The 26,823-nt window shown below is 73.5% G+C and carries 21 protein-coding genes and 1 pseudogene; 11 read left to right on the forward strand and 11 right to left on the reverse strand.

Going from position 1 to position 26,823, the window contains the following annotated elements; genetic code table 11:
- Window positions 1–168: 168 nt before the first annotated feature.
- Both AMK16_RS13540 and AMK16_RS13545 read right to left on the reverse strand, forming a co-directional pair.
- Complete coding sequence (locus AMK16_RS13540) at window positions 169–1,077, reverse strand: SDR family oxidoreductase (protein ID WP_073915911.1); 909 nt, start codon at window positions 1,075–1,077, stop codon at window positions 169–171.
- Between the two features lie 10 nt (window positions 1,078–1,087).
- Window positions 1,088–1,852 (reverse strand): SDR family oxidoreductase, encoded by a 765-nt coding sequence (locus tag AMK16_RS13545; protein WP_073914217.1) that lies wholly within the window; start codon window positions 1,850–1,852, stop codon window positions 1,088–1,090.
- Window positions 1,853–1,908: 56 nt separating this feature from the next.
- On the opposite strand from AMK16_RS13545, the gene AMK16_RS13550 reads away from it, so the two are divergent.
- From AMK16_RS13550 to AMK16_RS13565, 4 genes are read left to right on the forward strand one after another with little or no spacing between them, the layout of a single operon-like run.
- Complete coding sequence (locus AMK16_RS13550) at window positions 1,909–2,658, forward strand: enoyl-CoA hydratase family protein (RefSeq protein WP_073914220.1); 750 nt, start codon at window positions 1,909–1,911, stop codon at window positions 2,656–2,658.
- Window positions 2,655–3,506 (forward strand): CoA transferase subunit A, encoded by an 852-nt coding sequence (locus AMK16_RS13555; RefSeq protein WP_073914222.1) that lies wholly within the window; start codon window positions 2,655–2,657, stop codon window positions 3,504–3,506. Before AMK16_RS13550 ends, AMK16_RS13555 begins: the two co-directional genes overlap by 4 nt.
- Complete coding sequence (locus AMK16_RS13560) at window positions 3,503–4,225, forward strand: CoA-transferase subunit beta (RefSeq protein WP_107417134.1); 723 nt, start codon at window positions 3,503–3,505, stop codon at window positions 4,223–4,225. Before AMK16_RS13555 ends, AMK16_RS13560 begins: the two co-directional genes overlap by 4 nt.
- Window positions 4,226–4,229: 4 nt before the next feature.
- Entirely contained in the window at window positions 4,230–5,303 is a 1,074-nt protein-coding gene (locus AMK16_RS13565) for an NAD(P)H-dependent flavin oxidoreductase (RefSeq protein WP_073914225.1), read from the forward strand.
- 330 nt (window positions 5,304–5,633) lie between these two features.
- Here AMK16_RS13565 and AMK16_RS13570 read toward each other — a convergent pair whose 3' ends face one another.
- From AMK16_RS13570 to AMK16_RS13590, 5 genes are all read right to left on the reverse strand, one after another.
- Window positions 5,634–7,322, reverse strand: coding sequence for a DEAD/DEAH box helicase (locus AMK16_RS13570; protein WP_073914228.1), 1,689 nt, complete (start codon window positions 7,320–7,322; stop codon window positions 5,634–5,636).
- A gap of 102 nt (window positions 7,323–7,424) precedes the next feature.
- A complete protein-coding gene (locus AMK16_RS13575) occupies window positions 7,425–7,631 on the reverse strand; it encodes a cold-shock protein (protein ID WP_030707191.1) in 207 nt (68 codons plus the stop codon).
- Window positions 7,632–7,939: 308 nt separating this feature from the next.
- Window positions 7,940–9,097 (reverse strand): acetyl-CoA C-acetyltransferase, encoded by a 1,158-nt coding sequence (locus AMK16_RS13580; RefSeq protein ID WP_073914230.1) that lies wholly within the window; start codon window positions 9,095–9,097, stop codon window positions 7,940–7,942.
- A gap of 26 nt (window positions 9,098–9,123) precedes the next feature.
- Window positions 9,124–9,759 carry a TetR/AcrR family transcriptional regulator gene (locus AMK16_RS13585; RefSeq protein ID WP_073915919.1) on the reverse strand — a complete coding sequence of 212 codons (636 nt, stop codon included), beginning with the start codon at window positions 9,757–9,759 and terminating at the stop codon, window positions 9,124–9,126.
- Between the two features lie 54 nt (window positions 9,760–9,813).
- Window positions 9,814–10,623, reverse strand: a complete 810-nt coding sequence (locus AMK16_RS13590; RefSeq protein WP_073914233.1) for an SDR family oxidoreductase — start codon at window positions 10,621–10,623, stop codon at window positions 9,814–9,816.
- A gap of 46 nt (window positions 10,624–10,669) precedes the next feature.
- On the opposite strand from AMK16_RS13590, the gene AMK16_RS13595 reads away from it, so the two are divergent.
- Window positions 10,670–11,815: an acyl-CoA dehydrogenase family protein gene (locus AMK16_RS13595; protein WP_073914235.1), complete on the forward strand. Its 1,146-nt coding sequence runs from the start codon at window positions 10,670–10,672 to the stop codon at window positions 11,813–11,815.
- Window positions 11,815–12,801: an acyl-CoA dehydrogenase family protein gene (locus AMK16_RS13600; RefSeq protein WP_073914238.1), complete on the forward strand. Its 987-nt coding sequence runs from the start codon at window positions 11,815–11,817 to the stop codon at window positions 12,799–12,801. Before AMK16_RS13595 ends, AMK16_RS13600 begins: the two co-directional genes overlap by 1 nt.
- Window positions 12,802–12,961: 160 nt before the next feature.
- Here the strand turns inward: AMK16_RS13600 and AMK16_RS13605 are convergent, their stop codons facing one another.
- Window positions 12,962–13,729 (reverse strand): class I SAM-dependent methyltransferase, encoded by a 768-nt coding sequence (locus AMK16_RS13605; protein WP_073914240.1) that lies wholly within the window; start codon window positions 13,727–13,729, stop codon window positions 12,962–12,964.
- Window positions 13,730–13,864: 135 nt separating this feature from the next.
- Between AMK16_RS13605 and AMK16_RS13610 the strand changes: the two genes are divergently transcribed.
- Together AMK16_RS13610 and AMK16_RS13615 are read left to right on the forward strand one after the other, a co-directional pair.
- The gene (locus tag AMK16_RS13610; protein ID WP_073914243.1) at window positions 13,865–14,593 is read left to right on the forward strand and encodes a VWA domain-containing protein; all 729 of its coding nucleotides are present in this window, start codon (window positions 13,865–13,867) and stop codon (window positions 14,591–14,593) included.
- A gap of 36 nt (window positions 14,594–14,629) precedes the next feature.
- Window positions 14,630–15,127: pseudogene (locus AMK16_RS13615) on the forward strand (pyridoxamine 5'-phosphate oxidase family protein); the annotation flags it as partial.
- 281 nt (window positions 15,128–15,408) lie between these two features.
- On the opposite strand, the gene AMK16_RS13620 reads toward AMK16_RS13615, so the two are convergent.
- From AMK16_RS13620 to AMK16_RS13630, 3 genes are all read right to left on the reverse strand, one after another.
- Window positions 15,409–16,869, reverse strand: coding sequence for a glutamate synthase subunit beta (locus AMK16_RS13620; RefSeq protein WP_073914245.1), 1,461 nt, complete (start codon window positions 16,867–16,869; stop codon window positions 15,409–15,411).
- Entirely contained in the window at window positions 16,862–21,463 is a 4,602-nt protein-coding gene (gltB, locus tag AMK16_RS13625) for a glutamate synthase large subunit (protein WP_073914248.1), read from the reverse strand. Before gltB ends, AMK16_RS13620 begins: the two co-directional genes overlap by 8 nt.
- A 343-nt stretch (window positions 21,464–21,806) precedes the next feature.
- A complete protein-coding gene (locus tag AMK16_RS13630) occupies window positions 21,807–22,538 on the reverse strand; it encodes a VIT1/CCC1 transporter family protein (protein WP_073914250.1) in 732 nt (243 codons plus the stop codon).
- Between the two features lie 246 nt (window positions 22,539–22,784).
- Here AMK16_RS13630 and AMK16_RS13635 point away from each other — a divergent pair, with 246 nt between their 5' ends.
- The 3 genes from AMK16_RS13635 (at window position 22,785) to AMK16_RS13645 (ending at window position 26,816) form a co-directional block, all read left to right on the forward strand.
- Window positions 22,785–23,771: an ADP-ribosylglycohydrolase family protein gene (locus AMK16_RS13635; protein WP_073914254.1), complete on the forward strand. Its 987-nt coding sequence runs from the start codon at window positions 22,785–22,787 to the stop codon at window positions 23,769–23,771.
- Between the two features lie 662 nt (window positions 23,772–24,433).
- Complete coding sequence (locus tag AMK16_RS13640; RefSeq protein ID WP_079191496.1) at window positions 24,434–25,669, forward strand: ADP-ribosylglycohydrolase family protein; 1,236 nt, start codon at window positions 24,434–24,436, stop codon at window positions 25,667–25,669.
- Window positions 25,670–25,676: 7 nt separating this feature from the next.
- On the forward strand, window positions 25,677–26,816 hold the full coding sequence (locus AMK16_RS13645; RefSeq protein ID WP_073914256.1) for an ADP-ribosylglycohydrolase family protein: 1,140 nt from the start codon (window positions 25,677–25,679) through the stop codon (window positions 26,814–26,816).
- Window positions 26,817–26,823: the final 7 nt, after the last annotated feature.

Raw genomic sequence — 26,823 nt, forward strand, 5'->3', positions numbered from 1 at the left:
GATGTGGCCAATGGGCCCCGGCCTCTTTCGCTGGCCGGTTTCACCAATGCCCCGCCCCTTCGCGGCACACCGCCCATCAGCCCGGCTCCCCTTTCCCGCCCGCCCGCGGACAGAGCGAAGGGGGGTCAGGTTGACCTGAACCCCCCGGCGGCGGCCGAACGCCGCCCGCTACGCCCCGTACACCGGCAGCGGATCCTCGGCGGCGGTCAGCAGCTTCGCCGCAGCCTCCCCCGCCTGCGCCGGGGTCCAGCGCGCCCCCCGGTCGGCGCTGGGGCCGGGCCGCCAGCCCTGCATCACCGTGATCCGGCCGCCCTCCGCCTCGAAGACCCGGCCCGTCACCCCCGCCGAGGCGTCGGAGCCCAGCCACACCACCAGCGGGGACACGTTCTCCGGGGCCATCACGTCGAAGCCGCCCTCCGGCGGGAGGGCCATGGTCTGCACGAAGGCGCGCTCCGTCATACGGGTCCGCGCGGCCGGGGCGATCGCGTTGACCTGGACCCCGTAGCGCCCCAGCTCCGCGGCCGAGACCAGCGTGAGCCCCAGGACCCCGGCCTTCGCCGCACTGTAGTTGCCCTGGCCGACCGAGCCCAGCAGGCCCGCCCCCGAGGAGGTGTTGACGACCCGGGCCGCCACCGGGCGGCCGGCCTTGGCCTCCGCCCGCCACCACGCCGCCGCTTCGCGCAGCGGCAGGAAGTGGCCCCTCAGGTGGACGCGCACGACCGCGTCCCAGTCGTCCTCCTCCAGGTTCACCAGCATCCGGTCCCGCAGGAAGCCGGCGTTGTTGACCAGCGTGTCCAGCCGTCCGAAGGAGGAGAGCGCGCACCGGACCAGGGAGCGGGCCCCGTCGCCCGTCGCGACGTCCCCGGCGTGGGCCACCGCCTGCCCGCCGAGCGCCTCGATCTCCGCGACGACCCGGGCCGCCGGCCCGTCCGCCTCCGGCAGCCCGTCCAGCCCCACCCCCAGGTCGTTGACGACGACCCGGGCCCCTTCCGCCGCGAAGGCCAGCGCGTGCGCCCGGCCGAGCCCGCGTCCGGCGCCCGTCACGATGACGACCCGCCCCGTGCACAGTCCAGCGATTGCGGTCATCTCAGTTCTCCTTGTTCGCCGTTGCCGCATCGAGGAACGCGGGGCGCTCCCCGCCCCCGTGCACGAGCAGGCTCGCGCCGCTCACGTACCGCGCCCGTTCGGAGGCCAGGAAGACGGCCGCCTCCCCCACGTCCGAGGGCTCCGCCAGCCGCCCCAGTGGCACGGTCGCGCCCACCGCCGCGACCCCGGCCTCGTCCCCGTAGTGCAGGTGCGCCAGCTCGGTCCGCACCATGCCGAGGACCAGCGAGTTCACCCGCACCTCGGGCGCCCACTCGACGGCCATGGACCGGGCCAGGTTCTCCAGCCCCGCCTTGGCCGCCCCGTACGCCGCCGTCCCCGGCGAGGGCCGGGTTCCGCTGACGCTGCCGATCATCACCACCGAGCCGCGGGCCTCGCGCAGCCACGGGCGGGCGGCGAGGGAGGCGGTGAGCGGCGCCAGCAGGTTGAGCTCGACGACCCTGGCGTGCCGCTGCGCCTGCGCCTCCCCGAGCAGCCGGTACGGGGTCCCGCCGGCGTTGTTGACCAGGCAGTCGAGCCGCCCGTAGCGGCCGGCGACGGCGCCGAGGAAGTCGTGCACGGCGGCCGGGTCACGCAGGTCGACCGGGGTGAAGGACGCTTTCCGACCGGCGGCGGCCACCGGCTGCTCCGGTGGCCGCCGCGCGCAGACGACGACCTGCGCACCGGCCGCGAGGAACGCCCGGGCGATCCCGGCGCCGACCCCCCGGGTCCCTCCGGTGACGACGGCGACCCTCCCGTCCAGCTCCATGGGCTGCTACCTTCCTCACCTAACAAATGTTTGGTGGAAAGGTAGCTGATCCGCCCATGGGTGTCTCCACCTCCGGCCCCGGCAAGGGCATCGCCCTCGTCACGGTCGACTTCCCGCCCGTCAACGCGCTGCCCGTGCAGGGCTGGTACGACCTGGCCGACGCCGTGCGCGCGGCCGGCCGCGACCCCGAGGTCCGCTGCGTGGTCCTCGCCGCCGAGGGCCGGGGCTTCAACGCCGGGGTCGACATCAAGGAGATGCAGCGCGACACCGGCCACGCCTGTCTGATCGGCGCCAACCGGGGCTGCTACGAGGCGTTCGCGGCCGTGTACGAGTGCGAGGTCCCGGTCGTCGCGGCCGTCCACGGCTTCTGCCTTGGGGGCGGCATCGGCCTGGTGGGCAACGCCGACGCCATCGTCGCCTCCGAGGACGCCACCTTCGGGCTTCCCGAGCTGGACCGGGGCGCCCTCGGCGCCGCCACGCACCTGGCCCGGCTGGTCCCGCAGCACCTGATGCGCGCGCTCTACTACACGTCGCGCACCGCGACCGCCGCCGAACTGCACGCGCACGGCTCGGTCTGGCGGGTGGTCCCGCGCGGGGAACTGCGCGCCACAGCCCTCGGCCTGGCCGCGGAGATCGCACAGAAGGACGGCTCCCTGATCCGGCTGGCCAAGGCGGCCATCAACGGCATCGACCCGGTCGACGTGCGCCGCAGCTACCGCTTCGAGCAGGGCTTCACCTTCGAGGCCAATCTCAGCGGGGTCGCCGGCCGCGTCCGCGACACCTTCGGGAAGGAAGAGCGCGCATGAGCGACAAGACCATGACCCCCGAGGAGGTGGTGGGGCGGCTGCGCAGCGGGATGACCATCGGCATCGGCGGCTGGGGCTCGCGGCGCAAGCCCATGGCCCTGGTGCGGGCACTGCTGCGGTCCGGGATCACCGATCTCACCGTGGTCTCCTACGGCGGCCCCGATGTCGGGCTGCTGGCCGCTGCGGGCCGCATCCGCCGGCTCGTCGCCCCTTTCGCCACCCTCGACTCGATCCCGCTGGAGCCCCACTTCCGGGCCGCCCGGGAGCGCGCCGCCTTCGCCCTCACCGAGCTCGACGAGGCCATGTTCATGTGGGGCCTGCACGCCGCCGCCAACCGGCTCCCCTTCCTCCCCGTCCGGGCCGGCCTCGGCTCCGACGTGATGCGGGTCAATCCGGAGCTGCGCACCGTCACCTCCCCCTACGACGACGGGGAGGAGTTCGTCGCCGTCCCCGCCCTGCGCATGGACGCCGCCCTGGTCCACCTCAACCGCGCCGACCGCAGCGGCAACGCCCAGTACCTGGGCCCGGACCCGTACTTCGACGACCTCTTCTGCGAGGCCGCCGATACCGCCTACGTCTGCTGCGAGCAGCTCGTGGAGAGCGCGGAGCTGGCCAAGGCGGGACCCCCGCAGTCCCTCCTGGTGAGCCGCCACAGCGTCACCGGGGTCGTCGAGACCCCGGGCGGGGCGCACTTCACCTCCTGCGTCCCCGACTACGACCGCGACGAGGGCTTCCAGAGGCTCTACGCGACGACGCCGTGGCCGGAGTTCGCCGAGCGGTTCCTGTCGGGGGCGAGCGAGCACGACTACCTGTCCGCCGTGCGGACCTGGCAGGAGGGACAGCGGTGACCGGCCGTCCGGAGTACTGCGTGATCGCCTGCGCCGAGGCCTGGCGCGACAACGGCGAGGTGCTCGCCAGCCCGATGGGCCTGATCCCCTCCTTCGGGGCGCGGCTCGCGAAGCGGACCTTCGCCCCCGACCTGCTGCTGACCGACGGCGAGGCGATGCTGGTGGGCCTGGACGGCACGGTGGAGGGCTGGCTCCCCTACCGGCGCCACCTCACCATGGTCACCGGGGGCCGGCGGCACGTGATGATGGGCGCCGCCCAGATCGACCGGTTCGGCAACCAGAACATCTCCTGCATCGGCGCGTGGGAACGGCCGACCCGCCAGCTGCTGGGCGTGCGCGGCGCCCCCGTCAACACCCTGAACAACCCGGTCAGCTACTGGATCCCGCGGCACTCCCCCCGGGTCTTCGTCGAGCGCGTCGACATGGTCAGCGGCGTCGGCCACGACCGCGCGCAGGCGGCGGGGGTGACCCGCTACCACCGCCTGCCCCGGGTGGTCAGCGATCTCGGCGTCTTCGACTTCACCGGGCCCGGCCGCACGATGCGGCTCGTGTCGCTCCATCCCGGGGTGGACGTGGAGCAGGTGCGGGCGGCCACCGGCTTCGCGCTGGTGGTCGAGGGCGAGGTCCCGTACACCCGGGAGCCGACCGCCGAGGAGCTGCGGCTGCTCCGCGAAGTGATCGATCCCGCGGGGCTGCGCGAGCGCGAAGTGCGGGGCTGAGGCCGTGGAGACGGCATTCACCGAGCTGGTCGGGGTCCGGTACCCGATCGTGCAGACGGGCATGGGCTGGGTCGCCGGACCCCGTCTGGTGTCGGGCGCGGCGAATGCGGGAGCCCTGGGGATCCTGGCCTCGGCGACGATGACCGTGGAAGAGCTGCGGGCGGCGGTCCGGGAGGTCAGGGCCCGGGTCCCGGAGGGGACCCCCTTCGGGGTCAACCTGCGCGCGGACGCCGGGGACGCGGCCGAGCGCGTCCGGGTGATCGTCGACGAGGGGGTCCGGGTGGCCTCCTTCGCGCTCGCACCCTCCCGGGAGCTGATCGCACGGCTCAAGGACGCGGGTGTGGTCGTCGTCCCGTCGGTCGGGGCCCGGCGGCACGCCGAGAAGGTGGCGGCCTGGGGCGCCGACGCGGTGATCGTGCAGGGCGGTGAGGGCGGCGGCCACACCGGCGAGGTGGCCACCACCGTGCTGCTGCCCCAGGTCGTCGACGCCGTGGACATCCCGGTGGTCGCGGCGGGCGGTTTCCGCGACGGCCGCGGCCTGGTCGCGGCCCTGGCCTACGGGGCCGCCGGGATCGCCATGGGCACCCGCTTCCTGCTGACCTCGGACTCCACCGTCCCGGACGCCGTGAAGGCCCACTACCTCCGGGCGACGGTCAAGGACATCACCGTCACCACGGCCGTGGACGGCCTGCCGCACCGCATGCTCCGCACCGAGCTCGTCGCCTCCCTGGAGCGGGCGGGGCGGGCCCGCACGCTGGCCAGGGCGGTCCGGCACGCGGCCGGCTTCCGCCGGACCTCCGGTCTGAGCTGGGCGCAGATGGTGCGGGACGGCCTCGCGATGAAACACGGCAAGGACCTGTCCTGGAGCCAGGTCCTGCTCGCCGCGAACACCCCCGTGCTCCTGAAGGCGTCCATGGTCCAGGGCCGTACGGACCTCGGGGTCATGGCATCGGGCCAGGTAGCGGGAGTGATCGAGGACCTCCCGTCCTGTGCGGAGCTCGTCTCCCGCGTCATGGCCGAGGCACGACAGACACTCGAAGCCCTGCAGTCGCTCCACGCCCTGCCCCCACCGGAGTGAGCCCTTCCGGCGGCCGGGTCCGCCGCGGGCCGGGTCCTCCGGGGGTCGGGTCCTCCGGGGGTCGGGCTACCTCCCTGGCTCTCCCCCGTTCCCCGCCCGGTCGGCGGCCTCGGGCAGGGACCGCGCCGGCCGGCTGAGCCACGTGCTGTTGCGCGCGCCGGCCGTCCCCGGGGCGAGGGCCCGGGCCGGACCTGCGGACACTGGCGGCCTGCGGCGCACCGCGGTCCGGGAGCCGCAGCCCGGCCGTGGTGGTGACCGGCGCCGTGCCCGGACACAGCACTGCGCCGGGCAGCTCGTGAGCTGCCCGGCGCAGGGGTACGGCGTGAGGGGTCAGACCGCGCGGCGGCGGCCCTGGCCGGCGGAGCCGACCCGGCTGCGCGCGGAAGCCGCGGCAGCGCCGCCGGAGGCTCCCGCCCCGCCCCGGCGGCCGCGCTCGGCGGAACCGGCACCCGCGCCGCCCCCGCCCTGGCCGCGCCGGGCCTGGCCCGCACCGGACGGGGCCGGGGCCTGGCCGGAGGCGCCACCGCCGGAACGGCGGCCGCGGCCCCCGCCCGCCGGAGCGGCGCCCGTGGCCGCGCCCGTACGGGGCCCACCCGAACGGCGGCGCGAGGCGGAACCCGAGCCCGAGCCCGCCGCGGAACCGTTGCGCTGCTTCGGCGGGGTCGGCTGCGGGACGTCCAGCACCACCGGGATGCCGGAGGGCTCCTTGGCGCCGGTCAGCCGGGACAGCTCCGCGTCGGAGGACTTGATCTGGGCGGTGCGCGGGGAGATGCCGGCGTCCGACATCAGACGGGTCATGTCCCGCTTCTGGTCGGGGAGCACCAGGGTGACGACGCTGCCGGACTCGCCGGCGCGCGCGGTACGGCCGCCGCGGTGCAGGTAGTCCTTGTGGTCGGTGGGCGGGTCCACGTTCACGACGAGGTCGAGGTCGTCGATGTGGATGCCGCGCGCCGCGACGTTCGTGGCCACCAGTGCGGTGACCTCGCCCGTCTTGAACCAGTCCAGGGTGCGGTTGCGCTGCGGCTGGGAGCGGCCGCCGTGCAGGCCGGAGGCGCGGACGCCGTCCGCCAGCAGCTTCTTGACCATGCGGTCCACGGCACGCTTGGTGTCCACGAACATGATCACCCGGCCGTCGCGGGCGGCTATACGCGTCGCCACGGCCTTCTTGTCGGTCTCGTCCATGACGTACAGGACGTGGTGCTCCATGGTGGTGACCGCGCCCGCGGAGGGGTCGACGGAGTGGCCGACCGGGTCGTGCAGGAACATCTTGACGAGCTTGTCGATGTTCTTGTCCAGCGTCGCCGAGAAGAGCATCCGCTGGCCGCCGGCCTCGACCTGCTTGAGCAGCGCGGTGACCTGCGGCATGAAGCCCATGTCGGTCATCTGGTCGGCCTCGTCGAGGACCGTGATGGCGACCTGCGAGAGGTCGGCGTCACCGCGGTCGATGAGGTCCTTGAGACGGCCGGGGGTGGCGACGAGCACCTCGGCGCCGCGGCGCAGGGCGCCGGACTGCCGGTTGATCGACATGCCGCCGACGATGGTGGCGATGCGCAGGTTGACGGCCGTCGCGTACGGGGTCAGGGCGTCGGTCACCTGCTGCGCGAGCTCACGGGTCGGTACGAGGACCAGCGCGAGCGGCGCCTTCGGCTGCGCGCGGCGGCCGGCGGTGCGGGAGAGCAGTGCCAGGCCGAAGGCCAGCGTCTTGCCGGAGCCGGTGCGGCCGCGGCCGAGCAGGTCACGGCCGACGAGGGAGTTCGGCAGCGTGGCGGCCTGGATGGGGAACGGTTCGGTCACGCCCTGGGCGGCGAGGGTCTTCAGCAGCGCCTCGGGCATGTCCATGTCCTCGAACGCGGGGACCGGCGGGAGCGCCGGGGTCAGCGGTTCGGGCATGGTGAATTCCTGGGGCCTGGCAACGGGGGCGGACTTCTGCCGTCCCGCGCCAGCCTTCGGACGTCCCTGGGCCGCACCTCGACCCCGGGTGGGGCGGCGGCTGGGTCGTGCGGAGCTGGAGCTGGTCATGCGGAAATGCCCTCCTGAAACCGGCAGGTAAAACAAACAGTCGAGACAGCAGACAAGCCGGGGTCCGCACCTTCACGGTGCGGACCCCGGCATGCTGTGACGTCAGTTGGCGGGGAGGATGTTCTCCGCCTGGGGGCCCTTCTGGCCCTGGGTGACGTCGAAGGACACGCGCTGGCCCTCCTGGAGCTCACGGAAGCCCTGGGTGGCGATGTTCGAGTAGTGGGCGAAGACGTCCGGGCCGCCACCGTCCTGCTCGATGAAGCCGAAGCCCTTTTCCGAGTTGAACCACTTCACGGTGCCAAGTGCCATTTTAAATCTCCTGAATAGGCGGCAAAGGGCCCCATCCGGAGATTCCGGCAAAACAATAAAAGCGCCTGCGGAGCATTCCCGTCAGGCGCACATAAAGTTCATGGGTACCACAACTGCAACGCCTCAAACGCTAGCACATGTCGACGGCTCGTTGTCGAATCGGGCGTGTGACCTGCGTCCTTCGTGGTACCCGCGCGTGTCCGTCCGCCCGCGTCGGCGGGTGCGGACGCAGGCGGAGGAGGCGGCGGGGGCGGGGCCGGGCGCGGCGGATTCACCCGGACGGGCGCCCCCGGAAGGGGCTGCGGCGGCTACAGCCGCTCGATGATCGTCACGTTGGCCTGGCCGCCGCCCTCACACATCGTCTGGAGGCCGAAGCGGCCGCCGGTGCGCTCCAGTTCGTGCAGGAGGGTGGTCATGAGTCTCACCCCGGTGGCGCCCAGGGGGTGGCCCAGGGCGATCGCGCCGCCGTTGGGGTTCACCCGGGCGGGGTCGGCTCCGGTCGCCTTCAGCCAGGCCAGCACCACCGGGGCGAACGCCTCGTTGATCTCGACCAGGTCGATGTCGGCCAGGGACATGCCCGTCTTCTTCAGCGCGTGGGCCGTCGCCGGGATCGGCGCGGACAGCATGCGGATGGGGTCCTCGCCGCGGACCGAGAGGTGGTGGATGCGGGCCCGGGGGCGCAGCCCGTGTTCCCGTACCGCACGCTCCGAGGCGATCAGCATCGCGGCGGCGCCGTCCGACACCTGCGAGGAGACCGCGGCGGTGATGGTGCCGCCCTCCACCACCGGCGCGAGCGCCGCCATCTTCTCCGGCGTGGTGTCCCGCCGCGGACCCTCGTCGACGCGGACGTCCCCGTAGGCCACCGTCTCGCGGGCGAAGCGGCCCTCGTCGATGGCGCGCACGGCCCGGCGGTGGCTGGAGAGCGCGAACTCCTCCATGTCCCGGCGGGTGATGCCCCACTTCGCGGCGATCAGCTGCGCGCCGTGGAACTGGTTCACCGGGGCGTCCCCGTACCGGGCGCGCCAGCCGGCCGATCCGGCGTAGGGGCCCTGCGTGAGGCCCAGGGGCTCCGCGGCCCGGCGCGAGGCGAAGGCGATCGGGACCATCGACATGTTCTGGGTGCCGCCGGCCACCACCAGGTCCTGGGTCCCCGAGAGCACGCCCTGCGCGGCGAAGTGCACCGCCTGCTGGGAGGAACCGCACTGGCGGTCGACGGTGACACCGGGCACCTCCTCCGGCAGGCCGGCCGCCAGCCACGCCGTGCGGGCGATGTCGCCCGCCTGCGGTCCGACCGCGTCGAGGCAGCCGAACACCACGTCCTCCACGGCGGCCGGGTCCACGCCGGACCGCTCGACCAGCGCCTTCAGCACGTGTGCGCCGAGGTCGGCCGGATGGACCGCGGACAGGCCGCCGCCCCGCCGCCCCACGGGGGTGCGTACGGCATCGACGATGTAGGCCTCGGGCATCGCGGTCTCCTCCGGTCGGTTGCGCGTCAGGTACGCAGGGCGATCCCGTCCAGCACCATCGACAGGTACTGCCGGGCGATCTCCTCGGGGCTGTGCTGTCCGCCCGGCCGGTACCAGGAGGCCGCCACCCACACCGTGTCGCGCACGAAGCGGTAGGTGAGGCGCACGTCGAGGTCGGCGCGGAAGACCCGGGCGGCGACTCCCCGCTCCAGCGTCCCCAGCCATGCCTTCTCGAACTTCTGCTGCGAGTCGGACAGGTAGTGGAAGCGGGGCTGCACGCACAGGGTGCGGGCTTCCTTCTGGTAGATCGCGACGGCGGCACGGTGCCGGTCGATCTCCCGGAAGGACTCGGTGACCAGGGCCTCGATGGTCTCCCTGGGACCGAGGCCGGCGGCGAGGACGGTGTCGTAGCCCTCCCAGAGCTCGGTCAGGAAGGCGGAGAGGATCTCGTCGACCATCGATTCCTTGGAATCGAAGTGGTAGTAGAGGCTGCCGGCGAGCATCCCGGCGGCGTCGGCGATCTTGCGGACGGTGGTGGCGTCGTAGCCCTGCGCGGCGAACACGTCGGCGGCGACGGCGAGGAGTTCCCTGCGGCGCTCGGGTGAGGCGCTCACCTGCGGCTTCTTCTGAGTGGTCGGCCGGTCGGGCGCTTTGCCCGGCAGCTCGTCCGCGGGTCTTTTCGTCGGCTTCTTCGTTGGCACGCACCCATTGTGGTCCTACGCGTGCTGACTGCTGACCGAGACGGTCTCGCCGGTCATGTACGAGGAGTAGCCGCTGGCCAGGAAGACGATGACGTTGGCCACCTCCCAGGGCTCGGCGTAGCGGCCGAAGGCCTCGCGGGCGGTGAGTTCGGCCAGGAGTTCCTCACTGGTGACCTTCGCCAGGTGCGGGTGCATGGCCAGGCTGGGGGCGACCGCGTTGATCCGCACGCCGAGGCCGGCGGCCTCCAGCGCGGCGCAGCGGGTCAGCGCCATCACCCCCGCCTTGGCGGCGGCGTAGTGCGCCTGGCCGGTCTGGGCGCGCCAGCCGGCGACGGAGGCGTTGTTGACGACGACCCCGCCCCGGCCGGCGGCCCGGAAGGCGCGCAGGGCGGCGCGGGTGCAGCGGAAGGTGCCGCCGAGGGTGACGTCCAGGACGCGGGACCACTGCTCGTCGGTCATGTCGGCGAGAGCCGCGGTGCCGCCGAGGCCGGCGTTGTTGACGACGACGTCGAGGCCGCCGTGGACCTGCCCGGCGCGGGCGAAGAGGGCGCGGACCTGCTCCTCGTCGGTGACGTCGCAGGGCAGGGAGGTGACGCGTCCGGCGCCGAACTCGGCGGCGAGGGCGTCCTCGGTCTCCTTCAGGCGGCGGCCGTGGGCGTCGCCGATCAGGATCCGGGCGCCCTCCTCCAGGAAGCGGCGGGCGGTGGCGCCGCCGATCCCGGCGCCGGCGGCCGCGGTGATGACGGCGGTGCGGCCTTCCAGCAGCCCGTGCCCGGCGACGTACCGGGGCGCGGTGGCGGTGCGGGATTCCTCGACGCTGGTCATGGCCGTACGTTAACCTACCAAACACTTGTTAGGGAAGGATGTCCCAATGGACCTGACCCAGAGCGCGGACGTGAAGGCCTTCCGTGCCGAGGCGCGGGACTGGCTGCGCGCCCACGTACCCGCCGAGTCCCTGCCCTCCCTGGAGACGGAGGAGGGTTTCGCGGCGCACCGCGCGTGGGAGGCGCTCCTGCACGCGGAGCGCTGGTCGGTGGTGTCCTGGCCGCGCGAGTACGGCGGCCGGGGCGTGGACATCGTGAAGTGGCTGGTCTTCGAAGAGGAGTACTGGGCCGCCGGCGCGCCCGGCCGGGTCACGCAGAACGGCATCAGCCTGCTGGCCCCCACGCTGTTCGACCACGCCAGTCGGGAGCAGCGGGCGCGGGTGCTGCCCTCCATGGCGAGCGGGGAGGTGGTCTGGGCCCAGGCCTGGTCGGAACCGGAGGCGGGCTCGGACCTGGCCTCGCTGACGTCCCGCGCGGTGCGCACCGGGGGCGGCTGGCTGCTGTCCGGACTGAAGACCTGGTCCTCGCGGGCGGCCTTCGCGGACCGCGCCTTCGGCATCTTCCGCAGCGATCCGGACGCGCGGAGGCCGCACCAGGGGCTGACGTACCTGATGTTCGACCTGCGCTCTCCCGGGGTGACGGTGCGGCCCATCGGCCGTCTCGACGGCAAGCCGGCCTTCGCGGAACTCTTCCTGGACCGGGTCTTCGTACCGGACGAGGACGTGATCGGCCCGCCCGGGCAGGGCTGGCGCATCGCGATGTCGACCACGGGCAACGAGCGGGGCCTCACCCTGCGCTCCCCCGGCCGGTTCCTGGCGGCCTCGGAGCGTCTCCTCGCCCTGTGGCGGGCGGCGGGCGATCCGGCGGACACGGCGCTGCGGGACCGGGTGGCGGACGCGCTGGTCGGGGCGCGCGCCTACGAGCTGTTCACCTGGGCCAACGCCTCCCGTTTCGCGGCGGGCGGGACGATCGGCGCGGAGTCGAGCCTGAACAAGGTGTTCTGGTCGGAGTACGACATCGCCCTGCACGAGACGGCACTGGACCTGCTGGGCGCCGACGCGGAGCTGGCCGGGGGCGAGTGGGCCGAGCCGTGGGTGTTCTCGCTGGCCGGGCCGATCTACGCCGGGACGAACGAGATCCAGCGCGACATCATCGCCGAGCGGCTGCTCGGCCTTCCGAAGGGCCGCCGCTGATGCGCTTCCTGCCGACCGAGGAGCAGTCGGACTTCGCGCGGACGCTGCGGTCCCTGCTGGGCGCCGCGGACGTCCCGGCGGCGGTACGGGCCTGGGCCGCGGGCGGTCACGGCCCGGGGCGGGCGCTGTGGGACCGGCTCGCCGCCACGGGCCTGTTCGCGCTGGCCGTGCCGGAGGCCTACGACGGGCTGGGGCCACTGCTGCCGGAGCTGTCCCTGGGCTTCGTGGAACTGGGCCGGGCCGGGGTGCCGGGGCCGGTGGTGGAGACCGCGGCCGCCTCGGTCCTGCTGGCGGAGCTGGGTGACGAGACGCTGGCGAAGCGGTTCCTGCCGGCCCTGGGCGCGGGCGGGGCCCCGGCGACGCTGACGCTGCCGGGCGCAGGCCCGTACGCGCTGGACGCGGACATGGCGGCCTGGTGCTTCACGGTGTCGGAGGCGGCCGAACTGCGCCTGGCCGGCGGCGCGGGCGGCCCGGTGCTGGCGTCGACGGACCCGGCGCGGCGGCTGTCCCTTCCGGCGGACGGGGGTGAACTGCTGGCCGCGGGACCGCAGGTGGCCCGGGCGGCGGCGGTCGCCGGGCGCTGGGCCCGGCTGCTGACGGCGGCCCAGTGCCTGGGTCTGGGCGAGGCGCTGCTGGCCGGGACGGTGGAACACGTCCGCCGGCGCACGCAGTTCGGGATGCCGATCGGCGGTTTCCAGGCGGTCAAGCACCGGCTGGCGGACACTCTGCTGGGTCTGGAGTTCGCCCGGCCGCTGGTGTGGGCGGCGGCGCTGACGACGGCCGCGGGAGACGTGGCTGCGGCGAAGCTCGCGGCCGGAGAGTCCTCGTACCGGGCGGCCCGGACGGCCTTGCAGCTGCACGGTGCGATCGGTTACACGGATGAGCTGGACCTGTCCCTGTGGCTGCGCAAGGCCCGCCCGCTGCGGGACGCGTGGGGCACGCCGTCGGCGTGCCGGGCGGAGGTCCTCCGGTCGCGGGAGCGGTAGTCCGCGGCGGGAGCGGCGGTCCAAAGCGAGAGCGGCGCTCACCGGCGGTCCCGGCGGCTGAGGCTGAGGCGGCCCGCGCCGCTCCGAGGACGGTGGACACCCCGGGGCGGCGTCACACCCTGGCGGCGTCACACCCTGGCGGCGTCACACCCTGGCGGCGTCACACCCTGGCGACGCTGAGGCCGACCACGTACCGCTCCTCGACCGACCCGTCGGGGAAGAGCGCCAGCAGGCGCTCGCGTTCGGCGTCCGTGAACTCGCGGGTGCCGGCCTCCCCCAGGAGCAGGAAGGCGGAGTGGCTGGCGAGGTTGGCGAGGTGGTCCTCCAGCCGGATGCGCCGGGACCACGGTACGGAGCGGGTGGTGAAGCCGTCGAGCCCCTGCGGCAGGGTGCGGAAGTCCGCACCGGTGCGGCCGGCGCCTCCGGCCCCGCCGGCCCCGAGCCTTCCGTCGCCCTCGAAGAAGTCCCGCAGCCGCCCGCCCTGTTCGGCGATCCACGGGACGGCCGGATCCAGGTCGTTCCACCAGATCGCGAGCGCCCCGCCCGGACGCAGCACGCGGCGGGCCTCGGGCACGGAGCGGGCGGGGTCGGTCCAGTGCCATGCCTGGGCGTAGGTGAGGAGGTCGAAGGCGCCGCCGGCCAGCGGCAGCCGGTCGCCGTCCCCGCGCACGAGCGGGATGCCGGGGTGCGAGCGCCGGAATTCGGCGGCCATCCCGTCTCCGGGCTCCACGGCGACGACCTCGGCTCCGCGGGCGTGCAGCAGCTCCGTGGCGATGCCGGTCCCCGCGCCGATGTCGGCCACCCGCGAGCCGGCGAGCGGCCGCCCGGTGAGCTCCTCGACGGCGTCGAAGAGCGCGGCGGGGTACGCGGGGCGGTGCGCCTGGTAGAGGGCGGCTGCGGCGTCGAAGGAGCGGGCCCGTGTCGTCATGCGCCCATTCTTCGCGATCGGCGGTCATGCCCTGGCGGCCGCCCGTGCGACCGGAGGCCCCGCGGCGGGCCGGTGCGGAACATCGCCCTCCCCACCAGGGTCGGCGGACACGGGCGCTGACGTAGTCTCGGGCCCATGACGGACAGCGCGACGGACCTCCGCGAAGTCGAGGAAACGGCTCCGGGGCTCGTGAGCCTCTACAAGAGCGCCGGGGTCTGTCTGCGCAAGCACGGCCTGGCGGGCGGCCGCGCCTCGGTCTACCTGGTCCTGGACTACTCCGGATCGATGCGCCCGTACTACGAGGACGGCAGCGTGCAGGCCCTCGCCGACCGGGTGCTGGGACTGTCCGCGCACCTGGACGACGACGCCCGCGTACCGGTGGTCTTCTTCTCCACGGACGTCGACGCCGTGGAGGAGATCTCCCTCGCCGGGCACGAGGGCCGGGTCACCGAGATCGCCTCCCGTCTCGGGCACATGGGCAAGACCGCCTACCACGCGGCGATGGACGCGGTCATCGACCACTACCTGGACTCGGGGTCCACGGTCCCTGCGCTGGTCGTCTTCCAGACCGACGGCGGGCCCGTGAACAAGCTCGCGGCGGAGAAGTACCTGTGCAAGGCGGCGCGGCTGCCGCTCTTCTGGCAGTTCGTCGGATTCGGCAACACGCGCAGCACGCAGTTCGACTTCCTGCGCAGGCTGGACGACCTGCCCGTGCCGTCCCGGCGGGTGGTGGACAACGCCGGCTACTTCCACGCGGGGGCGGATCCGCGGGCGGTGTCGGACGCGGAACTGTACGACCGCCTGGTCGGCGAGTTCCCGGCCTGGCTGGCGGCGGCGCGCGGCGCCGGCATTGTGCGCGTCTGAGCGGCGGCCGCCCGGCCCGGGCGCTTTGATGGACGTATGACGATCAACAACTGGGCGGCCTTCGAGACGACGGAGCCGCAGTTCGCGGCGACCGTCCGGGCCCGCTTCGCGCAGTACCCGCACCACGTGCTCGCGACCCTCCGCAAGGACGGCTCCCCACGGGTGGCCGGGCTGAACGTCGACATCCGCGGCGGGGAGCTGTGGCTCGGCATGATGCCGGGCTCGATGAAGGCCCGCGACCTGCAGCGCGACCCCCGTTTCGCCCTGCACACCAATCCGGGTCCGGGCGAGACGATGCCGGACGGGGACGTACGGATCTCCGGGCACGCGGTGGAGCTCGTGGACCCGCCCGAGCTGCACCGGTACGCGGAGGAGACGCAGACCCCGCACCCCTTCCACTTGTTCCACGCCGAGCTGACGGAGGTCGTCCACGTGGGGGTGGAGGGCGAGGAGCTGGTCGTGCGGTCGTGGACCCCGTCGCACGGTCTGCGCACCCTGCGACGCGGCAACGACGACGAACCGGTGCGCGAGGATCCGGCGGGAGGGGAACCGGCACCCGAGGAACCGGCCGCCGGGAAGCCGGGCGCACGTCCGTCCGCCGGCGCACCCGGCGGTGAACCGGCTCCCGGCGGCCCGGCCGGCTGAGTGGGAAGACGCCGGCCGTACACGAGGCGCAGGGGACGCCACGGCGCCCGCCATCCCTGGTCGGGGACTTGGCGGGCGCCGTGTCAGAGTTCCGTACGCCGTTGTACGGACCGTATGAGGGGTCCTCCCCGGGGGGAGGGGCCGCGCCGGGGGCGCGGGCCGGCCGTGGGTCAGACGGTCAGGGAGCGGTCCGTCGGCTTGACCGGGTACGGCAGCGCGCTCGTGCCGGTCAGGAAGCGGTCCACGCCGCGGGCGGCGGAACGGCCCTCCGCGATGGCCCAGACGATGAGCGACTGGCCGCGGCCCGCGTCGCCGGCGACGAACACGCCGTCCACGTTGGTCGCGTACGAGGCGTCGCGCTCGATGTTGCCGCGCGCGTCCAGTGCCAGGCCGAACTGCTGGACCAGGCCGTTGGCCTGGTCCGTGCCGGTGAAGCCCATGGCCAGGGTGACCAGCTGCGCCGGCAGGACGCGCTCGGTGCCGGGCTTCTGGACGAGCTTGCCGTCGGCGAACTCGACCTCGGTCAGGTGCAGCGACTGGACGTTGCCGTCCTCGTCGCCCTCGAAGTGGGTGGTCGAGACGGAGTAGACCCGCTCGCCGCCCTCCTCGTGCGCCGAGGTGACCTTGTACAGCATGGGGAAGGTCGGCCACGGCTGGCCGGCCGGCCGGTCCTCGGAGGGACGCGGCATGATCTCCAGCTGCGTGACCGAGGCCGCTCCCTGGCGGTGGGCGGTGCCGACGCAGTCCGCGCCGGTGTCGCCGCCGCCGATGACGACCACGTGCTTGTTCTCGGCGGTGATGGGGGGCGCCACGAAGTCGCCCTCCTGCACCTTGTTCGCGAGCGGCAGGTACTCCATCGCGAAGTGGATGCCCTTGAGGCCGCGGCCCGGCACCGGCAGGTCGCGCGAGACCGTGGCTCCGGCCGCGATGACGACGGCGTCGTAGCGCTTGCGCAGCTGCGCGGCGTCCAGGTCGCGGCCGATCTCCACGCCCGTGCGGAACTTGGTGCCCTCGGCGCGCATCTGCTCGATGCGGCGGTTGATGTGCACCTTCTCCATCTTGAACTCGGGGATGCCGTAGCGCAGCAGACCGCCGATGCGGTCGGCCCGCTCGTACACGGCAACGGTGTGACCGGCCCGCGTCAGCTGCTGGGCCGCGGCCAGACCGGCCGGACCCGAGCCGATGACGGCGACGGTCTTGCCGGAGAGCCGCTCGGGCGGCTGCGGGGTGACGCCGCCGTTGTCCCAGGCCTTGTCGATGATCGAGACTTCGACGTTCTTGATGGTCACGGCCGGCTGGTTGATGCCGAGCACGCACGCCGATTCGCACGGGGCCGGGCACAGGCGGCCGGTGAACTCCGGGAAGTTGTTCGTGGCGTGCAGGCGCTCGGACGCGGCGGTCCAGTCCTCGCGGTACGCGAAGTCGTTCCACTCCGGGATCAGGTTCCCGAGCGGGCACCCGTTGTGGCAGAACGGGATGCCGCAGTCCATGCAGCGGCCGGCCTGCTTGCTGATGATCGGGAGCAGCGAGCCCGGGACGTAGACCTCGTTCCAGTCCTTGACCCGTTCGGTGACGGGGCGGGTGCAGGCGGTCTCGCGCGGGGTGGTGAGGAAGCCCTTCGGGTCAGCCATGGGTCGCCGCCTCCATCATCTTCTCGGTGGTCTCGGACTCCGAGAGTCCGGCCAGCTCGGCGGCGTCCTTGGCGGCGAGCACTGCCTTGTACGTAGTGGGGATGATCTTGCTGAAGCGGTTCACCGCGGCGGGCCAGTCGGCGAGGAGCTTGGCGGCCACGGTCGAGCCGGTCTCCTCCTCGTGGCGGCGCACCACATCGTGCAGCCACTGCTGGTCCGTGTCGGACAGGACGGTCTCGACGGCCCCGGCGTTGCCGACGTTGACGTTGTCCGGGTCGAGGTCGATGACGTACGCGACGCCGCCTGACATGCCGGCCGCGAAGTTGCGTCCGGTCTCGCCCAGGACGACGGCCCGGCCGCCGGTCATGTACTCGCAGCCGTGGTCGCCCACGCCCTCCGAGACGACCAGGGCACCGGAGTTGCGGACGCAGAAGCGCTCGCCGGTGCGGCCGCGCAGGAACATCTCGCCGCCGGTGGCGCCGTAGCCGATGGTGTTGCCGGCGATGGTGGAGTACTCGGCCAGGTGGTCGGCGCCGCGGTCGGGGCGGACCACGATGCGGCCGCCCGAGAGGCCCTTGCCGACGTAGTCGTTGGCGTCGCCCTCCAGGCGCAGGGTGATGCCGCGCGGCACGAAGGCGCCGAAGGACTGGCCGGCCGACCCGGTGAAGGTCAGGTCGATGGTGTCGTCGGGCAGGCCCGCGCCGCCGAACTTCTTGGTGACCTCGTGGCCGAGCATGGTGCCGACGGTCCGGTTGATGTTGCGGATCGCGACCTGGGCGCGGACCGGCTGTGCGGCCTCGGCGGTGGCGGCGTTCAGCGCGTCGGCGGCGAGCTTGATCAGCTCGTTGTCGAGGGCCTTCTCCAGACCGTGGTCCTGCTCGATCAGGGCGTGGCGGACCGCGCCCTCGGGCAGGTCGGGCACGTGGAAGAGGGGTTCCAGGTCGAGGCCCTGGGCCTTCCAGTGCGTGACGGCCTGGGTGGTGTCGAGGAGTTCGGCGTGGCCGACGGCCTCCTCGATCGTGCGGAAGCCCAGCTCGGCGAGGAGCTCGCGGACCTCCTCGGCGATGAACTCGAAGAAGTTGACGACGAATTCGGGCTTGCCGGCGAAGCGGCTGCGCAGGACCGGGTTCTGGGTGGCGATGCCGACCGGGCAGGTGTCCAGGTGGCAGACGCGCATCATGACGCAGCCGGAGACGACGAGCGGCGCGGTCGCGAAACCGAACTCCTCGGCGCCGAGCAGCGCGGCGATGACCACGTCGCGGCCGGTCTTGAGCTGGCCGTCCGTCTGGACCACGATGCGGTCGCGCAGGCCGTTGAGCAGCAGGGTCTGCTGGGTTTCGGCGAGGCCGAGCTCCCAGGGGCCCCCCGCGTGCTTGAGCGAGGTGAGCGGGGAGGCGCCGGTGCCGCCGTCGTGGCCGGAGATGAGGACGACGTCCGCGTGGGCCTTGGAGACACCTGCGGCGACCGTGCCCACGCCGACCTCGGAGACCAGCTTCACGTGGATGCGGGCGGCCGGGTTGGCGTTCTTGAGGTCGTGGATCAGCTGGGCGAGGTCTTCGATGGAGTAGATGTCGTGGTGCGGCGGCGGGGAGATCAGGCCGACGCCCGGGGTGGAGTGCCGGGTCTTGGCGACCCACGGGTAGACCTTGTGGCCGGGCAGCTGGCCGCCCTCGCCGGGCTTGGCGCCCTGCGCCATCTTGATCTGGATGTCGTCCGCGTTGACCAGGTACTCGCTGGTGACACCGAAGCGGCCGGAGGCGACCTGCTTGATCGAGGAGCGGCGCGCCGGGTCGTACAGGCGGTCCGCGTCCTCGCCGCCCTCACCGGTGTTGGACTTGGCGCCCAGCTGGTTCATGGCGATGGCGAGGGTCTCGTGCGCCTCCTTGGAGATGGAGCCGTACGACATGGCGCCGGTGGAGAAGCGCTTGACGATCTCGGAGACCGGCTCGACCTCGTCGAGGGGGATCGACGGGCGGTCGCTCTTGAAGCCGAACAGGCCGCGGAGCGTCATGAGGCGCTCGGACTGCTCGTTCACGCGGTCCGTGTACTGCCGGAAGATGTCGTACCGGCGGTTGCGGGTGGCGTGCTGGAGGCGGAAGACCGTCTCCGGGTCGAACAGGTGCGGCTCGCCCTCGCGGCGCCACTGGTACTCGCCGCCGATGTCCAGCGCGCGGTGCGTGGCCGCGATGCCGGAGGCCGGGTACGCCTTGGCGTGGCGGGCGGCCACCTCCTTGGCGATGACCTCCAGACCGGCGCCGCCGATCTTGGTGGCGGTGCCGTTGAAGTAGGTCGCGACGAACCCGTCGTTCAGTCCGACGGCCTCGAAGACCTGGGCGCCGCGGTAGGAGGCGACGGTGGAGATGCCCATCTTGGACATGACCTTCAGGACGCCCTTGCCGAGCGCGTAGATCAGGTTCTTGATGGCCTGCTCCGGCTCCAGGCCGGAGAGGAAGGTACCGGCGCGCAGCAGGTCCTCGACGGACTCCATGGCGAGGTAGGGGTTGACCGCGGCCGCGCCGTAGCCGATGAGCAGCGCGACGTGGTGGACCTCGCGGACGTCGCCGGCCTCGACGAGCAGGCCCACCTGGGTGCGCTGCTTGGTGGCGATGAGGTGGTGGTGCACGGCGGAGGTGAGCAGCAGCGAGGGGATCGGCGCGTGCTCGGCGTCCGAGTGGCGGTCCGACAGGACGATCAGGCGGGCGCCGGCCTCGATGGCCGCGTCGGCCTCGGTACGGATCTCCGCGATCCGGGCGGCCAGCGCCTCGGCGCCGCCCGAGACCCGGTAGAGCCCCGAGAGGGTGGCGGCCTTCATGCCCGGCATGTCGCCGTCGGCGTTGACGTGGATGAGCTTGGCCAGCTCGTCGTTGTCGATCACCGGGAAGGGCAGGGTGACGCTGCGGCAGGACGCGGCGGTCGCCTCCAGCAGGTTGCCCTGCGGCCCCAGGGAGGACAGCAGCGAGGTGACGAGCTCCTCGCGGATGGCGTCCAGCGGCGGGTTGGTGACCTGTGCGAAGAGCTGGGTGAAGTAGTCGAAGAGCAGCCGGGGGCGCTCGGAGAGGGCCGCGATCGGGGAGTCCGTGCCCATGGAGCCGAGCGGCTCGCCGCCCGTGCGGGCCATGGGCGCGAGGATGACGCGCAGCTCTTCCTCGGTGTAGCCGAAGGTCTGCTGGCGGCGGGTGACGGAGGCGTGGGTGTGCACGATGTGCTCGCGCTCCGGCAGGTCCGTCAGTTCGATCTCGCCGGTCTCCAGCCATTCGGCGTACGGGGCGGCGCCGGCCAGCTCGGCCTTGATCTCCTCGTCCTCGATGATCCGCTTCTGGGCGGTGTCGACGAGGAACATCTTGCCGGGCTGGAGGCGGCCCTTGCGGACGACCTTGGCCGGGTCGATGTCGAGCACGCCGACCTCGGAGCCGAGGACGACGAGGCCGTCGTCGGTGACCCAGTAGCGGCCGGGGCGCAGACCGTTGCGGTCGAGGACCGCGCCGACCTGGGTGCCGTCGGTGAAGGTGACGCAGGCCGGACCGTCCCAGGGCTCCATCATCGTGGAGTGGTACTGGTAGAACGCGCGGCGGGCCGGGTCCATGGAGGTGTGGTTCTCCCACGCTTCCGGGATCATCATCAGCACGCTGTGCGGCAGCGACCGGCCGCCGAGGTGGAGCAGCTCCAGGACCTCGTCGAAGGAGGCCGAGTCGGAGGCGTCCGGGGTGCAGATCGGGAAGATCCGGTCCAGCGCGCCCTCGCCGAAGGCGTCGGAGGCCAGCTGGGACTCGCGGGCCTTCATCCAGTTGCGGTTGCCCTTGACCGTGTTGATCTCGCCGTTGTGCGCGACGAAGCGGTACGGGTGGGCGAGCGGCCAGGAGGGGAAGGTGTTCGTCGAGAACCGCGAGTGGACCAGGGCGAGCGTCGACGCGAAGCGGCGGTCGGAGAGGTCCGGGAAGAAGGGCTCCAGCTGGCCGGTGGTCAGCATGCCCTTGTAGACGATCGTGCGGGCGGAGAGCGACGGGAAGTAGACCCCGGCCTCGCGCTCGGCGCGCTTGCGCAGCACGAAGGCCCTGCGGTCCAGCCCGATGCCGGTGGCGGCGCCGCCGGAGACGAACAGCTGCGAGAAGGCCGGCATGGTGGCGCGGGCGCCGTTGCCGAGCAGGTCCGGCGTCACCGGGACCTCGCGCCAGCCGAGGACCGTCAGGTCCTCCTCGGCGGCGATGGCCTCGATCTGCTCCACGGCGGCGGCCTGTGCGGAGCCGTCGGCGGGGAGGAAGGCGATGCCGACGGCGTACGCGCCGGCCTCGGGAAGGTCGAATCCGGCCACCTCGCGCAGGAACGCGTCCGGGACCTGGGAGAGGATTCCGGCGCCGTCGCCCGAATCCGGCTCGGAGCCGGTCGCGCCGCGGTGTTCGAGGTTCCGCAATACGGTCAGCGCCTGCTCGACCAGCGTGTGGCTGGCCTCGCCGCTGAGGTTGGCCACAAAGCCGACGCCGCAGGCGTCGTGCTCGTTGCGCGGGTCGTACATGCCCTGCTGGGCGGGGCGACCGTCCATGGGCGACCAGGCGTTGGTGCTGAGGCCGGTCGCGGAGTGCGTGGATGCGGAACGCATCGGCTCTCCCGTCGTCGTCGTGGCATATGTGCTGGCCGAGGGACGACGTTGGCCCTCTGCAAAATTTCGTGCAGATTACATGATGACGACAATCCCGAGAAGCGGATATGTCATTCCAGCATGCGGACATGCACGAGGAGAGAAGAGAGGACTTTCGGAGCGTTCCGAGACGCATCACGAGCCGAAGGTCCGGCGCACAGAGGCGGGCGTCATTGCCCGCGGGGGTGCCTCCCGGCGGTCGGCCGGGGAGCCCTGGTGTGATGCCCGGCGGACATGCGATCGAAACCGCCGGGTAACTAACTACTTATGTTGCCTACTGCATAGTGTCTCACTCTCTGCGCGGTCAGCCTACGGCCCCGCCGATCCAGGTTCCCAGGATGTACGTCACACCCGCCGCCGCGCCACCCAGGGCGAGCTGGCGCAGTCCGCCGAACCACCAGGACCGGGCCGTGACCCGGGAGACGACCGCTCCGCAGGCGAAGAGCCCGAGCAGCGCCAGCAGCACCGCCGGCCACAGGGACGCGGCGCCGAGCAGGTACGGCAGCACGGGGAGCAGCGCGCCCAGCGCGAAGGAGCCGAAGGAGGAGACCGCCGCGACCAGCGGCGAGGGCAGGTCGTCGGGGTCTATCCCGAGCTCCTCGCGGGCGTGGATCTCCAGCGCCTGCTCGGGGTCGCGCGACAGCTGCATCGCGACCTCGCGGGCGAGCGCGGGTTCGACGCCGCGGGAGACGTAGAGCTCGGCGAGCTCCTCCATCTCGTCGACGGGGTGCTTGCGCAGCTGCTGGCGCTCCACGTCGAGCTCGGCCAGGACCAGTTCGCGCTGCGAGGCGACGGAGGTGTACTCGCCGGCCGCCATCGAGAAGGCGCCGGCCGCGAGTCCGGCCAGGCCGGTGATGACGATGGCGTGCGGAGCGACGGCGCCGCCGGCCACACCGGTCATGAGCGCGAGGTTGGAGACGAGTCCGTCCATCGCCCCGAAGACGGCCGGCCGCAGCCATCCACCGTTGACGTCGCGGTGGGTGTGGTTGTCGCGGTGGGCGGTGTGAAGCGCTGCTTCGGTATCGATGATGGACATGCGGTGTATCTCCCCTTTTGCGCGAACGGACGCCACGAGGCGCCCAGCTCCCCCTGAACACCTCGAAACTACGCACGATTTCTGCCGCCCGCCAGCAAGGAAGGCCGTACTTACCTGCGGTTTCAAGCCTCGGCGACCGGGTGACGGCGGCGTTCCCGGGGTGTTTCGCAACGAGCGACAAACCGCATGCCATGGCACAAATCCCTCAGGGACTCACTATGGGTCCCTCAAGTGGAGAGGCGCGCCATGGAGCTGATCGCATCCGATCTACAGGTCCTCCTCGAACGGGCCCGGGGCGCTCTCCTGGGCCTCGCGGTGGGTGACGCGCTGGGCGCCCCCGCGGAGAACATGAAGCCCTCGCAGATCCGGGCGAAGTGGGGGCGGATCGAGGGCTTCGTGTCGCAGGACCCGGCGGGCACGGACGACACGGAGTACGCGATCTTCTCCGGGCTGCTGCTGGCCCGGCACGGCTCGGCGCTCACCGTCTCCCACGTGGAACGGGCCTGGCACCACTGGATCGCCGATCTGGACGAGGGGCCCTTCCGCGGCGCGGGCTTCAGCGAGCGCGGCACGCTGGAGAACCTCCGCCGGGGGTTGGCCGCCCCCATCTCGGCCCAGCACCGGCACGCCTGGAGCGACGGCCTGGCGATGCGGGCGGCCCCCTTCGGGGTCTTCGCCGCCGGCCGGCCGGCGGAGGCGGCGCGGCTGGTCGCCATCGACGGCTGCGTCAGCCACGACGGGGAGGGCATCTACGGCGGCCAGGCGGTGGCGGCGGGCGTGGCCGCGGCGATGGCCGGCGGCCCGCCGGCGTCCGTGGTCTCCGCGGCCCTGTCGGTCATCCCCTCGGACTCGTGGACGGCCCGGTCCCTGCGCCGGGCCGTCACCGCCGCGCCGCGCGGCGAGCGGGCGGTGCGCTCGGCGGTGGTGATCGGCGGCTACCCGTGGACGGACCTGGCCCCGGAGGCGGTGGGACTGGCCTTCGGTGCCTTCGCCGCCTGCGGGGGTGACTTTCCGTCCTCGGTCCTGACGGCCGTGAACATGGGCCGCGACGCGGACACCACGGCGGCGGTGGCGGGCGCGCTGTCCGGCGCGCTGTCGGGGGCCCCCGCGATCCCCACCGCGTGGGCCTCGGCGATCGGGCCGGTGCGCGGCAGCTGCCTGCCGTCGATGCGGGGTTACCACGTCTTGGACATCGCGGACCTCCTCACCCCGGAATACGAGGCCCCCCGATGACTCCACCGCCACCGCCACCGTTCACCCCGGACGCCCCGGACGCCCCGGACACCCAGGGCAAGCCCCTGAGCCGGGACGCCACCACGGACCCCGTCCCGGCCACCGCAGAGCCCCCGGCGGCCGCAGAACCCCCGGCCCACCCCACCGGGCCCGCCCCGGCAGAGACAGGCCGGACGACCCCCCGCACGCCTGCCGCCGACACCACCCGGCCCACCCCGCCTCGGCCCGGACGCGCGAAGGCTCCCGCCACCCAGCCGCCGCACCAGCCCGGGAACACGGGCGGCCCGGCCACCCACCCCCCGCGCCAGGCCGGGAGCGCCGGTGTGCCTGCTGCCGAGCCGCCACCCCAGAGCGGGAACTCCGACGGCCCCGCCACCCGGCCACCGCCACAGGCCGCGAGCGCGCGGGAGTCCGCTGCCCAGCCACCCCCACGGGCCCGGAACGCCGGGGCGCCCGCTGCCGAGCCGCCGCCACGGGCCGCGAGCGCCGACGGCCCCGCCACCCGGCCACCGCCACAGGCCGCGAGCGCGCGGGAGTGCGCTGCCCAGCCACCCCCACAGGCCCGGAGCGCCGGGGCGCCCGCTGCCGAGCCGCCGCCACGGGCCGCGAGCGCCGACGGCCCCACCACCCAGCCGCCCCCACAGGCCCGGGGCGCCGAGTGGGTGCGCGGGGAGCCGGCCGTACGGGACCGGGGCGCCGGGCGGCTGGGCGGGGGGCTGCCCGCCGGGGTTTCGGGCGCGGGCGGGGCCGGGGACCCTCGCGCGCAGCAGCGGATCCGGATCGAGGGGCTGCTGCTGGGCCTCGCCGCAGGCGACGCGGCCGGCTGGCCCGCCGCCCGGCACCGCGCCAGCCGGATGCCCGAGTGGACCCGCCGCCTCACCCGCGAGCTCGACACCTTCGCCGAGCAGAACGCCACCACCACCCTGCCCGTCCCCATCGCCCTCAACCAGCCACCGGAACCCCTGCGCCTGGGCCCGTCCGACGACGCCGAGTGGGCCGCCTTCGCCGCCGAGTCCGTACTGACCGCCGCCGGCGCCCTCCTCAGCGACCTTTCCCGTTCCCGCCGCATGCGCGCCGCCATCGACCTCGCCTGGAACGCCCTCGCCTCCGAAGTCGCCGCGGCAGCGGAACGCGCGCCCGAGGTCGAATCCGCCGTCCTGCCCCTGCGCGCCCGCATCTCCGTCCGCGCCGGCCTCGGCAACCTCGCCGCCGGCCTGCGCCCGCCCGCCACCGGCCACGACAACCCCCACTACTTCGACGACGCCGCCTGCGTGCGCGCCTGCGTCCTCGCCGTCGTCCACCCCGGCGATCCGCACGCGGCAGCGGACCTCGCCGAGTTCGACGCCCGCTACACCCAGGACGGCGACGGCGTCCACGGCGCCCGCGCCATGGCCGCCGCCCTCGCGACCGCCCTCGGCGGTGCGGACGTCGATGCCGCCGTGGACGCCGCCCTCGCCCAGCTCCCCGAGGCCACCGAGATCGGCCGCAACGCCCGGCACGCCGTGAAGCTCGCCCGTACCCACCCGGACGACGGCCGCGGCGGCGGCGCCTTCGCCATCGTCCCCACCCTCGAACACGAGATCGTGGACCACGTCTACAGCTACGGGATCGCCGCCGCCGAGACCGTCCCCGTCGCCCTCGCCCTCGCGACCGCCGCCCGCGGCCGGACCGCCGAGGCCGTCCCGGCGGCCGCCTGCCTGTCCCGCGTCGCGGACTCCGCGCCCGCCCTCGCCGGGGCCCTCACCGGCGCGCTCGGCGGCGCCGGCTCCCTCCCCGCCGCCTGGCGCGAGGCGTGCCGCACGCTGTCCGGCTGCGCGTTGCCCCGCCTGGCCGGCACCGATCTCGTGGAACTCGCCGCGCTGCTCGCTCGCACGGAACTCACCTCACCCAAGGGATGATTCGGACATGACGCTCACGTTGGAGGACCGGGCGGCCGGCGCACTGGTCGGAGCCGCCGTCGGCGACGCCCTCGGCGGCCCGGTGGAGGGCTGGTCCCCGGACCAGATCCTGGAACGGCACGGCGGCCGCGTCCACGGCATCGTCGGCCCCTGGCACGAGGACTGGCGTACGGCCCGTCCCATCGCCCCGTACCACAAGGGCGACGGGCACGTCACGGACGACACCCTGATGACGCACGCACTGGTCCGGGTCTACGAGGCCGTACGGGACCACCTCGACGCCTACGCGGTCGCCGACCACCTGGTCCCCGACCTGATGACGAACCCGCGCTGGATCCCCGAACTGGAGGCGCAGGCGCTGCCGTTGCAGCGGATCTTCCTCGCCGAGAAGTGGATCGTGACCCGGCTGCACTACGCCCACGCGGACCCGCGCGAGGCCGGCAGCGGCAACATCGTCAACTGCGGTGCGGCGATGTACATGGCGCCGGTGGGCATCGCCAACGCCGGCAATGCGGCCGGCGCGTACGCGGAGGCGCTGGACATCGCCGGCGCGCACCAGTCCTCGTACGGGCGGGAGGCGGCGGGCGTGTTCGCGGCGGCGGTGGCCGCCGCGTGCGTTCCGGGGGCCACGGCGTCCTCAGTGGTGGAGACCGCCCTCTCCCTGGCGAAGGACGGCACCCGCGACGCCGTGGCCGCGGTCGCGGAAGTGGCGTGCCGCTACCGGGACTTCGAGTCGGCGCTCGTCCCGCTGCGGGCGGCGGTGGCCCCGTACGACTCGGTCGGCCCGGACTACCGCAAGCCGTCACTGGGGGCGCGGCGCCCCTCCCGCCTGCACTCGATCGAGGAACTGCCGATCGCGCTCGGAATGCTGCTGATCGCCGACGGAGCGTACGAGACCGCCGTACTCGGCGCGGTCAATTACGGGCGGGACTGCGACTCCATCGCCACCATGGCGGGAGCGGTCGCCGGGGCACTGGGCGGCGAGGGAGTGGTCCCGGCCGCCTGGGCCAAGCGGGTCGCCGAGGCCAGCCGGCTCGACCTGCACGCCCCGGCGGCGGCGATGGCCGCGGTGGCGCGGGAGATCTTCGACCGCGACCGGGCCCGCCGCGAAGCCCACGCCTCGGCGTTCACGGCGATCTCCCGATGACCCCGGC

This window comes from Streptomyces sp. CB00455, assembly GCF_001905445.1.
Taxonomy (GTDB): Bacteria; Actinomycetota; Actinomycetes; order Streptomycetales; family Streptomycetaceae; genus Streptomyces.

Bases quoted from the DNA above. Each gene is read 5' to 3' on its own strand.
- AMK16_RS13545 (WP_073914217.1), bottom strand. From the start codon at position 1,852: ATGGAGCTGGACGGGAGGGTCGCCGTCGTCACCGGAGGGACCCGGGGG.
- AMK16_RS13550 (WP_073914220.1), top strand. From the start codon at position 1,909: ATGGGTGTCTCCACCTCCGGCCCCGGCAAGGGCATCGCCCTCGTCACG.
- AMK16_RS13555 (WP_073914222.1), top strand. From the start codon at position 2,655: ATGAGCGACAAGACCATGACCCCCGAGGAGGTGGTGGGGCGGCTGCGC.
- AMK16_RS13570 (WP_073914228.1), bottom strand. From the start codon at position 7,322: ATGACCAGCTCCAGCTCCGCACGACCCAGCCGCCGCCCCACCCGGGGT.
- AMK16_RS13575 (WP_030707191.1), bottom strand. From the start codon at position 7,631: ATGGCACTTGGCACCGTGAAGTGGTTCAACTCGGAAAAGGGCTTCGGC.
- AMK16_RS13580 (WP_073914230.1), bottom strand. From the start codon at position 9,097: ATGCCCGAGGCCTACATCGTCGATGCCGTACGCACCCCCGTGGGGCGG.
- AMK16_RS13590 (WP_073914233.1), bottom strand. From the start codon at position 10,623: ATGACCAGCGTCGAGGAATCCCGCACCGCCACCGCGCCCCGGTACGTC.
- AMK16_RS13595 (WP_073914235.1), top strand. From the start codon at position 10,670: ATGGACCTGACCCAGAGCGCGGACGTGAAGGCCTTCCGTGCCGAGGCG.
- AMK16_RS13600 (WP_073914238.1), top strand. From the start codon at position 11,815: ATGCGCTTCCTGCCGACCGAGGAGCAGTCGGACTTCGCGCGGACGCTG.
- AMK16_RS13605 (WP_073914240.1), bottom strand. From the start codon at position 13,729: ATGACGACACGGGCCCGCTCCTTCGACGCCGCAGCCGCCCTCTACCAG.
- AMK16_RS13610 (WP_073914243.1), top strand. From the start codon at position 13,865: ATGACGGACAGCGCGACGGACCTCCGCGAAGTCGAGGAAACGGCTCCG.
- AMK16_RS13620 (WP_073914245.1), bottom strand. From the start codon at position 16,869: ATGGCTGACCCGAAGGGCTTCCTCACCACCCCGCGCGAGACCGCCTGC.
- gltB (WP_073914248.1), bottom strand. From the start codon at position 21,463: ATGCGTTCCGCATCCACGCACTCCGCGACCGGCCTCAGCACCAACGCC.
- AMK16_RS13630 (WP_073914250.1), bottom strand. From the start codon at position 22,538: ATGTCCATCATCGATACCGAAGCAGCGCTTCACACCGCCCACCGCGAC.
- AMK16_RS13635 (WP_073914254.1), top strand. From the start codon at position 22,785: ATGGAGCTGATCGCATCCGATCTACAGGTCCTCCTCGAACGGGCCCGG.
- AMK16_RS13645 (WP_073914256.1), top strand. From the start codon at position 25,677: ATGACGCTCACGTTGGAGGACCGGGCGGCCGGCGCACTGGTCGGAGCC.